Annotated in this window: 13 protein-coding genes and 1 pseudogene; all 14 read left to right on the plus strand. The window is 37.6% G+C overall.

Annotated elements, in window-relative coordinates; genetic code table 11:
• Positions 1-6 precede the first annotated feature (6 nt).
• The gene (locus tag ACSHXM_RS18225; protein ID WP_435691175.1) at positions 7-672 is read left to right on the plus strand and encodes a DnaT-like ssDNA-binding domain-containing protein; all 666 of its coding nucleotides are present in this window, start codon (positions 7-9) and stop codon (positions 670-672) included.
• Positions 673-692: 20 nt separating this feature from the next.
• Positions 693-1,526: an ATP-binding protein gene (locus ACSHXM_RS18230; RefSeq protein WP_435691151.1), complete on the plus strand. Its 834-nt coding sequence runs from the start codon at positions 693-695 to the stop codon at positions 1,524-1,526.
• A gap of 713 nt (positions 1,527-2,239) precedes the next feature.
• Entirely contained in the window at positions 2,240-4,153 is a 1,914-nt protein-coding gene (gene mnmG / locus ACSHXM_RS18235) for a tRNA uridine-5-carboxymethylaminomethyl(34) synthesis enzyme MnmG (RefSeq protein ID WP_435691153.1), read from the plus strand.
• On the plus strand, positions 4,153-4,782 hold the full coding sequence (gene rsmG / locus ACSHXM_RS18240; protein ID WP_435691155.1) for a 16S rRNA (guanine(527)-N(7))-methyltransferase RsmG: 630 nt from the start codon (positions 4,153-4,155) through the stop codon (positions 4,780-4,782). The genes mnmG and rsmG overlap by 1 nt, the downstream gene beginning before the upstream one ends.
• A 98-nt stretch (positions 4,783-4,880) precedes the next feature.
• The gene (locus ACSHXM_RS18245) at positions 4,881-5,651 is read left to right on the plus strand and encodes a ParA family protein (RefSeq protein ID WP_435691157.1); all 771 of its coding nucleotides are present in this window, start codon (positions 4,881-4,883) and stop codon (positions 5,649-5,651) included.
• Between the two features lie 61 nt (positions 5,652-5,712).
• Entirely contained in the window at positions 5,713-6,588 is an 876-nt protein-coding gene (locus ACSHXM_RS18250; protein WP_435691159.1) for a ParB/RepB/Spo0J family partition protein, read from the plus strand.
• 235 nt (positions 6,589-6,823) lie between these two features.
• Complete coding sequence (locus ACSHXM_RS18255) at positions 6,824-7,201, plus strand: ATP synthase subunit I (RefSeq protein WP_435691161.1); 378 nt, start codon at positions 6,824-6,826, stop codon at positions 7,199-7,201.
• A gap of 59 nt (positions 7,202-7,260) precedes the next feature.
• Positions 7,261-8,061 carry a F0F1 ATP synthase subunit A gene (atpB, locus tag ACSHXM_RS18260; RefSeq protein WP_435691163.1) on the plus strand — a complete coding sequence of 267 codons (801 nt, stop codon included), beginning with the start codon at positions 7,261-7,263 and terminating at the stop codon, positions 8,059-8,061.
• 118 nt (positions 8,062-8,179) lie between these two features.
• On the plus strand, positions 8,180-8,419 hold the full coding sequence (gene atpE / locus ACSHXM_RS18265) for a F0F1 ATP synthase subunit C (protein ID WP_235310747.1): 240 nt from the start codon (positions 8,180-8,182) through the stop codon (positions 8,417-8,419).
• A 45-nt stretch (positions 8,420-8,464) separates the two neighbouring features.
• Positions 8,465-8,935 carry a F0F1 ATP synthase subunit B gene (gene atpF, locus ACSHXM_RS18270; protein ID WP_435691166.1) on the plus strand — a complete coding sequence of 157 codons (471 nt, stop codon included), beginning with the start codon at positions 8,465-8,467 and terminating at the stop codon, positions 8,933-8,935.
• Positions 8,936-8,949: 14 nt separating this feature from the next.
• Positions 8,950-9,483, plus strand: coding sequence for a F0F1 ATP synthase subunit delta (atpH, locus tag ACSHXM_RS18275; RefSeq protein WP_435691168.1), 534 nt, complete (start codon positions 8,950-8,952; stop codon positions 9,481-9,483).
• Positions 9,484-9,496: 13 nt separating this feature from the next.
• A complete protein-coding gene (atpA, locus tag ACSHXM_RS18280) occupies positions 9,497-11,038 on the plus strand; it encodes a F0F1 ATP synthase subunit alpha (RefSeq protein ID WP_435691170.1) in 1,542 nt (513 codons plus the stop codon).
• Between the two features lie 72 nt (positions 11,039-11,110).
• Positions 11,111-11,971, plus strand: coding sequence for a F0F1 ATP synthase subunit gamma (gene atpG, locus ACSHXM_RS18285; RefSeq protein WP_435691172.1), 861 nt, complete (start codon positions 11,111-11,113; stop codon positions 11,969-11,971).
• 48 nt (positions 11,972-12,019) lie between these two features.
• A pseudogene (locus ACSHXM_RS18290) lies at positions 12,020-12,189 on the plus strand (F0F1 ATP synthase subunit beta); the annotation flags it as partial.

The raw sequence follows: 12,189 nt of genomic DNA on the forward strand, positions 1-12,189 counted from the left end.
GCGCTAATGCATATTAATCAAGCAGAACAAACCGCCCTACTCCAACCACTAAGTAACGATGCTCGTACGTTATACTTACTTGGTTTAAAACCTAACGTTGATGATAAAACCGGACATATTTCTGCACTTAATTACAAACAGCTAATATCACTACTCAACAGTAAAGAACAAAAATTTAACCTAGGCAGGCAAATAAATAGCTTAATCAAAGAGTTATTAAACGTAGGGCTAGTTAACTTTATTGAAGAAGTTGAACTCAATCATAGCTTCAATGGAAAAATCTTAAACTTACCTTTAAGCATGATGAAGGTAGATGAGTATGCGAAACTACATTTAAATTGGCATAAAATGACCCTAGATTGGTTACCTAACCAAAAACTGGTCGGTGATTTATCTAAATTAACCGGTATCATAGATCACGATTATACTGAAAATGAACTAGGTGATTTTATTGCTTATTGGTTGGGTCGACCTGAATCTCAATTCACCGAGTACCAATGGACCCAAAAATTTGTATTTAACCTTAAAAAAATACGTTTAGCTCATGGATTTAAACCGGTACAAAAAGTGGGTCAACAAATTGTACAGACCAAAGCCGGAATAGAAGCAGACGATAATATAAAAAATCTAGTGGCCAAATACGGTAATCAGACAAAAAGCTCAGCAGATTAATTCATCATGGGATATTTATAGTGGATAGTATTAAAGACAAAATCCAAAAATTAGGCAAAACACTCGGTCGTAAACATGTCCCTGATAATTATACTGACTACGCCGATTTGCGCACAGAATATGAAGCATTAGCCAATCGTGATATTCAACAACTGCAAAAAGATGGTAGAAAACAACGCATTCATGATATTCAAGGTCGCTCTGACTTAAATTCAAAATGGACTTTTGAGAATCTAATTGAAGATAGCCAAGATGTAATCGAAGCAGTAAGTTACGCTAAATCATTTATTGCCGCCCATGAAGATATGGCTTGGCGAAGAAGTGGTGCACATATGATGATTTTTTACGGTGATTATGGTCGCGGAAAATCTCATACTGCGGGCGCTATAGCCCATGAATTAATAGAAAAATACGAGATATCGGTATTATACCGACAACTTTCAAGCATTCTTGATATGCGCTTATTTTCCTATGACTTCAGCGCACTGGACAATGCTGGACAAAAGTATCGAGAAATTAATGAAGAACTATTAAACGTAGATTTACTCATTCTTGATGAAGTATGTGTTAACGAAACCATGCTTAAAAAGAATGCCCAGAGCTGGTTAGGAAATGTATTAAGACAAAGACTCGCCAATCATAAAAATTGTATTTTAATTACCAATCACAACTTAGTGGAATTAGAAAATGCTATAGGCCGCTACTGTTTCGAATCAATCAAAGAATACGACACTTATAAAGTTAAGTTTTCTGGCCCTAGTAGACGTAAAGAAATCATTCCAGCACAGCCAGAAGTACAAACAACACAAACAAACACATCAACAACAGGTTATCGTCCAAACCAGGTAAAATAAGCTTTATAAAAAACTATTTTGCATCATAACTATTTATACAAAATAGCTTATTAAAACTTTGTTAGGTCATACATTTATCACATAAATTTGAAAAATCTGTCATAAATTAAGTAGGCTTTAGACATATTTTTAATATGATTTAGGCGCTACCACACATCAATTTATTCAAAATATCTGTTAAACATCAAAATAGTAAATTAATTTTTAAATGCTAATTAAACAAAAGTGGATAAGATCTAAAAAATAAAATAATTCAGATCTTTTTCTTAAAGATCAGGATCTAACAAATAAAATTTCGTTTTTGATCACAAGTTACACACAGTTAGATCAAAAGATATAAAAGGATGTGCATAAACATAGGTATAAGTCAGGTATAATTTATTTATATCCACTTAACAATATTTAGAAAATACACTCCTGTGGATAAAACAAGCATTTATACTCACTTTATACCGAATAGATCAAACTTTATTAACAAGCTAACATAAACTCTATCTAATTGATTTAATTGCATTATATTTGGTTATCAACAGATCTTGGCGTGCTTAATAGTAATAGTAATAAATAAAGATCTAAAAGATCATATATATATAAGAGCGATCAATGATCAGCAATTGAATAATTTTTAACCATTTTACTTATAGCAAATAACATATAGAATATGCGCCCCATTTTATTTGGGATTTATTGATCGTTAGCTCTAGAGGAATTATATGTTTTACCAACAAGAATTTGATGTCATCGTTGTCGGTGGTGGGCATGCAGGTACAGAAGCTGCCTTAGCGTCTGCACGCATGGGTGTAAATACTCTTTTGTTAACACACAATATTGAAACCTTAGGCCAAATGTCTTGTAACCCCGCTATTGGTGGGATTGGTAAAGGCCATCTAGTTAGAGAAATTGATGCTTTAGGTGGAGCAATGGCCATTGCTACAGATAAAGGTGGTATCCAATTTCGAACATTAAACTCAAGTAAAGGCCCAGCAGTTAGAGCAACAAGAGCTCAAGCCGACCGAGCGCTATATCGTACAGAAATCCGAAAAATCATTGAAAACCAACCTAATTTAACTTTATTTCAGCAATCTTGTGATGATCTGATCGTAGAACAAGATCAAGTTGTTGGTGTTGTTACACAGATGGGCCTTAAATTTCGTGCTAAAGCCGTTGTAATAACTGTAGGAACCTTTTTAGGTGGAACCATACATATTGGCCTAGAAAATTATAAAGGAGGCCGTGCTGGCGATCCTCCTTCGATCGCACTTGCAGATCGTTTACGTGCATTACCTTTTAGAGTTGATCGCTTAAAAACCGGAACACCGGCAAGACTAGATGCTCGCACACTCAATTTTGATGTAATGCAAATACAACATAGTGACACACCAATACCAGTGTTTTCTTTTTTAGGACAAGCAAGTGACCATCCTGAACAAGTTCCTTGTTACATCACTTATACTAATAAAAATACGCACGATATCATTCGAGGTGGATTAGACAGATCTCCTATGTACACTGGGGTTATTGAAGGAATAGGACCACGTTATTGTCCATCTATAGAAGACAAAATACACCGATTTGCAGACAAAGACTCACATCAAATATTCGTTGAACCAGAAGGGCTAAATAGCATTGAAGTGTACCCAAATGGAATCTCAACAAGTTTACCTTTTGATGTACAAATGAACTTCATACAATCTATTAAAGGATTCGAAAAAGCACATATTATTCGACCAGGTTATGCGATCGAATATGACTTTTTTGATCCAAGGGATCTAAAACAAACTTTAGAAACCAAATTTATTAATGGACTTTTCTTTGCTGGACAAATAAATGGCACAACAGGGTATGAAGAAGCTGGTGCACAGGGGTTATTAGCCGGGGCTAATGCTGCTTTACAAGTTCAGCAAAAAGATGAATTTATATTACGCAGAGATGAAGCTTACATTGGTGTATTGATCGATGATCTGGCGACCATGGGAACGAAAGAACCTTATCGCATGTTTACCAGTCGAGCTGAATACCGATTATTGTTACGTGAAGACAATGCTGATATTAGATTAACCAGTAAAGGCCGTGATATTGGGCTAGTCTGTGACGAACGTTGGCAGGCATTTAATGAAAAAATTGAAGCGATTGAATTAGAAAGACAACGTCTTAAATCTACTTGGATCCACCCAAAACACGAAACAGTCGATGAATTAAATACAGTATTAAAAAATCCAGTCACTAAAGAAAATTCTTTAGAAGATCTGATTCGAAGACCGGAAATGACCTATCAAAAGTTAATGACTATTGGTGATATTGGTCCTGCAATCGATAATAAACAAGCAGCAGAACAAGTTGAAATTCAAATTAAATACGCGGGTTATATCGAACGTCAAAAAGATGAAATAGCCAAAACTCAGCGTAATGAAAATACGTTAATCCCTATGGATTTTGATTTTAGCCAAATTTCAGGTTTAAGTAATGAAGTCGTGGCTAAATTAACAGATGCTAGGCCTGAGACAATTGGTAAGGCGGGCAGAATATCGGGTATCACACCAGCGGCAGTATCTTTGTTATTGGTATATTTGAAAAAACATGGTTTGTTGGTAGGCACTAGTCAACCACAGAAAAAAGTGTCTGTGTAATGCTTGAATCATCTTTGTTAGCTGTTTTACAAACGAGTTTAAAATCATGTGATTTAGAAGTGTCTGAGCAACAACAACACAAACTAGTACAATACGTGTTGATGATGCACAAGTGGAATAAAGCTTATAACTTAACGTCAGTACGTGATCCCCAAGAAATGATCATTAAGCACATTGTCGATTCAATAGTGGTAGCGCCATATTTAGATAAAACTCAATACATAGATGTTGGCACTGGACCAGGTTTACCCGGTATACCATTAGCTATCATGTGCCCTGACAAACATTTTGTTTTGCTAGACAGTTTAGGTAAACGAGTTCGTTTTATGAAACAAGTGGCGTTTGACTTAAAAATTCAAAATATTCAGCCTGTACAATCTCGTGTAGAAGAATTTACACCTGAAGTGAAATTGGATGGTGTGTTAAGTCGTGCGTTTGCTTCATTAAAAGATATGTTGCACTGGTGCCAACATCTGGTAGATTCTCAAGGCACTTTCTTGGCATTAAAAGGCCAACTTCCAGTAGAAGAGATAAAACAACTACCTACAGGATTTAGTGTACAAGAAACAATTAAATTAGACGTTCCTAATCTTGACGGTGAACGTCATATTGTCAAAATTAAAAAATAATCTGTAGGTTAAAAGCTATTTTTAGAGTGTTTAATTATTCATAATGCTCATATCTTTTCTGATGTTTAATTTATAGATCAACAATTTGGATGACTATTTTGGGTAAAATCATTGCAATTGCTAATCAAAAAGGTGGTGTGGGCAAAACCACCACTGCTGTTAACGTTGCTGCTTCTATGGCTGCAACAAAACGCAAAGTATTACTCATAGATCTAGATCCTCAGGGCAATGCTACTATGGGTAGCGGTGTCGATAAGTACAGTGTTGAAAATACCTGTTACGAATTATTAATAGAAGAAAAACCAGTCGAAGACGTTTTGATTAAAGAAACGTCAGGTAAATATGATTTGATTGCCGGCAATAGTGATATAACTGCTGCTGAAATTAAACTCATGGAAGTATTTGCTCGTGAAGTTCGTTTACGAAACGCTCTGGAGCCTGTTAAAAACTATTATGACTTCATATTTATTGATTGCCCGCCGTCTTTAAACCAACTCACTGTTAATGCTATGGCAGCAGCAGACTCGGTTTTAGTTCCAATGCAATGTGAATATTACGCTCTAGAAGGCTTAACGGCATTAATGGACACAATTAAAAAATTAGCTTCAGTGGTGAATCCCCAATTAAAAATTGAAGGGGTTTTACGGACTATGTATGACCCGCGTAATCGTTTAGCTAATGATGTTTCCGAGCAACTCAAACGACATTTTGGTGAACAGGTTTATAGAACTGTTATTCCTAGAAACGTGCGATTAGCTGAAGCGCCAAGCTTTGGATCTCCTGCTATGTATTATGATAAGTCTTCAACAGGTGCAAAAGCCTACTTAGCATTGGCAGGTGAAATACTGAGACGCAGTAAGAAAAGTTAAATTCAAAAGAGCCAGTTACTAAAATTTAATTAAGAACAAAAATTTGAATACAGAGGAAAACATGTCTGCAAAAAAACGAGGTTTAGGTCGAGGTTTAGATGCGCTATTGGCAACTAGTCAAAAGGAAAAACCGTCCAGTACTGAGTCTGATACACCTGAACAACAGGGCGAGTTGCGTAAAATCCCGGTAGAGTTTTTACAGCCTGGAAAATATCAACCTCGAAAAGACATGTCTCCAGAAGCGTTAGAAGATCTCGCATCTTCTATTCGTTCTCAAGGTATTATTCAACCCATAGTAGTACGACAAGTATCTGAACTTAAATTTGAAATTATTGCAGGTGAGAGACGCTGGCGTGCTTCACAGATTGCTCAATTGGATGTTATTCCTTGTCTGGTAAAAGATGTACCTGATGAATCAGCCGTTGCAATAGCGCTAATTGAAAATATACAACGAGAAGACCTAAATGCCATGGAAGAAGCTCAAGCACTTGATCGTCTCATGGTTGAATTTGAATTAACTCACCAAGAAGTTGCCACAGCTGTTGGTAAATCTCGAACAACTGTTTCAAACCTTTTACGCTTAAATAACCTAAATGAAGATGTGAAGTTACTGCTTGAATACGGTGATATAGAAATGGGTCATGCCCGTGCTTTATTAGCACTTGAAGGTGATGCTCAAACGGAAGCTGCTCAAACAGTATCTGGAAAAGGATTAACAGTTCGAGACACTGAAAACTTAGTTCGTCGTATTCTTGAACCTGTTAAAGATAAGCCAGAAACGAAACAAGATCCTGATGTTCAGCGCTTACAAACTGAGTTATCTGAAAACTTAGGTGCCCCTGTTGTGATTGCTCATAACGCCAAAGGAAAAGGAAAATTGGTGATTAATTTTTCTGATTTAGATCAGCTAGATGGAATACTCAGTCATATTAAGTAAAAAGTGATTGTTTTTATTACTAGATATTTTAAATATATGTTAATTAATAACTTACTAGATCAAAAAATTAACAATTAGCTGGTGCCTTTAAGAATAAAGGCTTGTCGATAACTCGTTAATTTTTCGTAAGTCACTACAAATTCACCTTTTGTGTTGTAAATCCTAGTAAGTTAAGTATACTTTTCGGCGCTTTTCGTAAGGTTTAAATACATCGAGGGATCAATTGGCAACTAGCTTGGCTCAACAAGGCAGATTGTTGGCTAAAAAAGTACTTTTTATTCAAAGTCTAGTTGCCACAGTTTTAGCCATTTTTTTTACGGTTTATTTTGGGAAATATGATGGATTATCAGCCCTTTACGGTGGTTTGATATGTGTATTACCAGGAGCAGTGTTTGCTTTCTTAGTATTCAGATATACCGGTGCTAGCCGAATTAAGCTAGTAGTGCGGAGTTTCAATAAGGGAAGTAAGCTTAAATTTTTATTTACGATAGTTTTATTTGTTTTTGTTTATAGGTGGCAAAACCTACAACCATTAACTTTGTTAATTACATATGTCGTAACTTTGATGGCTCAGTGGCCAATAATAATATTTTTGAATCGCGTTACTCGATAAACATTATCTAGCAACGATATTCTATACAGATTTTTAACTTTAAAATTGTGGATGGTAAAATGGCAGGATCTAGTGGTGAACTCACTATCAGCAGCTATATTCAACACCATTTAACTAATGCTTCGGTAGGTGAAGGTTTTTGGACTTTTCACGTAGATACTTTAGCTTGGTCAATAGTGTTGGGTTTTGTCTTTATATTAAGCTTTCGAGCGGTTGCTAAAAAAGCAACTGTTGGTGTGCCTGGTAAATGGCAGGCTTGTGTAGAATTGGTTGTCGAATTTGTAAACGACACAGTTAAAGGGACGTATCATGGTAAAAGCCCATTGATAGCGCCTTTAGCTTTAACTATTTTTGTTTGGGTTCTTTTGATGAACCTAATGGATTTAATCCCAGTAGACTTTTTACCTTCATTTGCTCAATTTGTTGGTGGTCAACTTGGTCACGATCCTGCGCATGTTTACATGAAAGTAGTGCCTACTACTGACTTAAACATGACATTGGCTCTTTCTTTGGGTGTATTTGTCTTAATGATTTATTATTCAATTAAGATCAAAGGTGTAGGCGGTTTCTTAAAAGAACTTTACGCTCACCCTTTTAATACACCATGGTTATATTGGTTCAACTTCATTCTTGAAGTGGTTGCGTTATTAGCCAAGCCATTATCTCTTGCCTTACGTTTGTTTGGTAACTTATACGCTGGTGAACTTATATTTATTCTTATTGCAGGCACTATGGGTTTATGGCAGTTGCCATTGCACTTTATTTGGGCTGCATTTCACTTATTAGTCATTCCATTACAAGCTTTCATTTTTATGATGTTAACCATCGTATATTTGAGTTTGGCTAGTGAAAAACACTAATAGTAAATACGAATATATTGCTAAAAAGTAAATTTTTAGCAAGTAGGCAGGATGCCTCAAAACTAGTTTCAAAACGTTTTATTTTTTAACTTTAACTTTAAACACAAGGTGAAAATCTATGGAAATCTTAGGTAATCTATATATCGCAGTTGGTATTCTGATTGGACTATGTGCATTGGGACCAGCTATTGGTTTCGGTCTTTTAGGTGGTAAATTTTTGGAATCAGCTGCTCGTCAGCCAGAGCTTTCAAACCAATTACAAACTAAAATGTTCATCGTAGCGGGTCTTATCGATGCTATCGCGATGATCGGTGTTGCGATCGCTCTTTATATGTTGTTCGTACTTGGTGCTCAGTAATAGTCACCATTTCTTTTAACGAACTATTAAAGAGGAGTAGCGGTCTTGAACATCAATGCCACTCTACTTGGTGAATTAATAGCATTTATATTCTTTGTGCTTTTTTGTATGAAGTATGTATGGCCGCCTATCATCGGTGCTATTGAAGAACGCCAAAAGAAAATCGCTGACGGTTTAGCAGCTTCTGAGGAAGGCGAGAAAGCTCTCGAACTTGCTCAAGCAGATGCAGACGTTCAGCTTAAAGAAGCGAAAGCGCAAGCAGCCGATATTATCGAGCAAGCCAAAAAGCGTGGATCAACAATTGTTGATGAAGAAACGCAACGTGGTCACTCAGAGCGTGAAAAAATCATTGCTCAGGGTTATTCAGAGATCGAAGCAGAAAGAAATCGCACTAAAGAAGAGTTACGTAAACAAGTAGCTGCTCTTGCGATTGCTGGTGCTGAAAAGATCCTTGATAGAGAAATTGATGCTGCGGCACAAAGTGACATAGTTGAAAAACTTGTCGCTGAGCTATAAGGGGTAGATGAGCTATGTCTGAATTGACTACTATCGCTCGCCCTTACGCGCAAGCTGCGTTCGATTACGCGGTTGAGAACAAAACCATTACACAATGGCAAGAAATGTTGTTTTTTGCTGCTGAAGTTACTAAAGATGCAACTGTTAAATCTTTTTTAACGGGCTCTGTTGCTTCAGAAAAACTAGCCGAAATATTTATCGGTGTGTGTGGTGAACAACTCGACCAACATGGTCAAAATCTAATTAAGGTTTTGGCAGATAATAGACGTTTACAAGCGTTACCTGATATATCTGTGTTGTTTAATCAGCTTAAGGCTGATTTTGATAAAGAGATTGATGTTGATATTACTTCAGCTGTCAAACTTAATAAAACACAACAAACAGCTTTAGGTAAATCTCTTGAAAAACGTCTTGCACGAAAAGTTAAGCTGAATTGTAGCGTGGATCCTGAATTGGTTGCTGGTGTATTAATTAAAGCCGGTGACACAGTTATTGACGGTTCACTTCGAAGTAAATTAAACCGTCTATCAGACGCGTTACAAGCATAACGGGGAAAAGAGCATGCAACTGAATTCCACTGAAATTGCAGAACTAATCAAACAACGTATTGAGAAGTTCGAAGTAGTAAGTGAAGCTCGTAATGAAGGAACTATTGTTGGTGTAACCGACGGTATTATCCGTATCCATGGCCTTGCAGATGTAATGCAAGGTGAAATGATCGAGCTTCCAGGTAGTCGTTACGCTATCGCATTGAACTTAGAGCGCGACTCTGTAGGTGCGGTAGTTATGGGTCCTTACGCTGACTTACAAGAAGGCGTAAAAGTAAAATCTTCAGGTCGTATCTTAGAAGTACCAGTAGGTCGTAACCTACTTGGTCGTGTTGTAAACACACTAGGTGCACCTATCGATGGTAAAGGGGCTATCGATGCTGACGGTTTTGAACCTGTAGAAAAAATTGCCCCTGGCGTTATCGAACGTCAATCGGTAGATCAACCCATTCAAACTGGTTATAAATCAGTTGATGCCATGATCCCAGTTGGTCGTGGTCAACGTGAATTGGTTATCGGTGACCGTCAAACGGGTAAAACAGCATTAGCGATTGATGCAATCATCAATCAAAAAGATTCTGGTGTTAAATGTGTATACGTAGCGGTTGGCCAAAAGGCTTCAACCATTGCTAACGTAGTACGTAAATTAGAAGAGCATGGCGCATTGGCTAATACCATTGTTGTTGCAGCTTCTGCTTCAGAATCAGCAGCATTACAATACTTGGCACCTTACTCTGGTTGTACTATGGGTGAGTATTTCCGTGACCGTGGTGAAGATGCATTGATCGTATATGATGACTTGTCTAAGCAAGCCGTTGCATATCGTCAAATCTCACTATTATTACGTCGTCCGCCAGGTCGTGAAGCGTATCCAGGAGATGTTTTCTATCTTCACTCGCGTCTTCTAGAACGTGCTGCACGTGTAAATGATAAATATGTTGAAGCTTACACTAAAGGTGAAGTAACAGGTAAAACAGGTTCTTTAACTGCATTACCTATTATCGAAACCCAAGCTGGTGACGTTTCTGCATTCGTACCTACTAACGTAATTTCGATTACCGATGGTCAGATTTTCTTAGAATCTGATTTGTTTAACGCCGGTATTCGTCCTGCTGTAAACGCTGGTATTTCGGTATCACGTGTTGGTGGTGCTGCACAGACTAAAATCATCAAGAAATTGGGTGGCGGTATTCGTCTAGCCCTAGCTCAGTATCGTGAATTAGCGGCATTCTCGCAATTCGCATCTGACCTTGATGAAGCGACTCGTGAGCAACTTGAACACGGTGAGCGTGTTGTAGAATTGATGAAACAAAACCAGTATGCACCTTTATCGGTTGCAGACATGGGTGTTTCATTATTTGCTGTTGAAAAAGGTTTCTTGAAAGACGTTGCGCTAGATAAAATTCTAGACTTTGAAGCGTCTGCTCATTCCTTTATGAACAGTGAATACAGCGAGCTAATGAACACTATCAATACAACAGGTAATTTCGACAAAGAAATTGAAGCCACACTAAGCGAAGCTTTAACTAAATTTAAAGCTACACAAACGTGGTAATCAATTAGGCTGCTGAGTTTTTATTTATAAAAGCAAGGTGGCCATTATGTTGAATAATCGGAGATAGAGTTTATGGCTAGCGGTAAAGAGATAAAAGGTAAGATCGGCAGTATTAAAAATACTCAGAAGATCACCAGTGCTATGGAAATGGTTGCAGCGTCTAAAATGAAAAAGGCGCAAGATCGTATGGCTTCAAGCCGTCCATACGCTGAGAATATTCGTAACGTGATCGGTCACCTGGCAAACGCTAACCTTGAATATCGCCATCCTTATTTGGAAGAACGTGAAGTAAAACGCGTTGGTTATATTGTGATTTCTACAGACCGTGGATTGTGTGGTGGTTTAAACACTAACGAATTCAAAATGGTCGCTAAAGAAGCGCAAAAATGGCAAGAACAAGGTGTCGAAACTGATTTTGCAGCATTAGGTGCTAAGTCAGTAGCATTCTTCAACCGTTTTGGAGGCAATGTACTTGCCGCTGAATCTGGTTTAGGTGATGCGCCAACTGTTGATGAAATCATCGGTTTGGTACGTATCATGTTGGATGCATTTAACGATGGCAAAATAGACCGTTTATATTTGGTATTTAATAAGTTTGTAAATACCATGGCGCAAGAGCCGCAGATCGATCAATTGTTGCCTTTGCCAAAATCTGAAGAACAAACATTACAACATCGTTGGGATTACATTTACGAACCTGACCCTAAGCCGATCTTAGATTTGCTTTTGGTTCGTTTCATTGAATCTCAAGTATACCAAGGTGTCGTTGAAAACGGCGCATCCGAGCAAGCTGCTCGAATGGTAGCTATGAAAGCTGCAACCGATAACGCAGGCGACTTAATTGACGACTTGCAATTGGTATACAACAAAGCTCGTCAAGCAGCTATCACACAAGAAATTAGTGAGATAGTGAGTGGCGCGTCAGCAGTCTAGTTTGTAAATAAATTCAGGCAAAGGTTTTAGAATTTAAGAGGAATTAACATGAGTCAAGGTAAGGTCGTCCAAATAATTGGCGCCGTTGTGGACATCGAGTTTCCACAAGATTCGGTTCCAAAAGTATATGACGCATTGCAGATCACTGAAGGTGATTTGCAAGGTTTGACCCTAGAAGTGCAGCAACAACTTGGTGGTGGCGTAGTGCGTACAATCGC

It is taken from the genome of Paraglaciecola sp. (genome assembly GCF_051252315.1).
GTDB lineage: Bacteria > Pseudomonadota > Gammaproteobacteria > Enterobacterales > Alteromonadaceae > Paraglaciecola.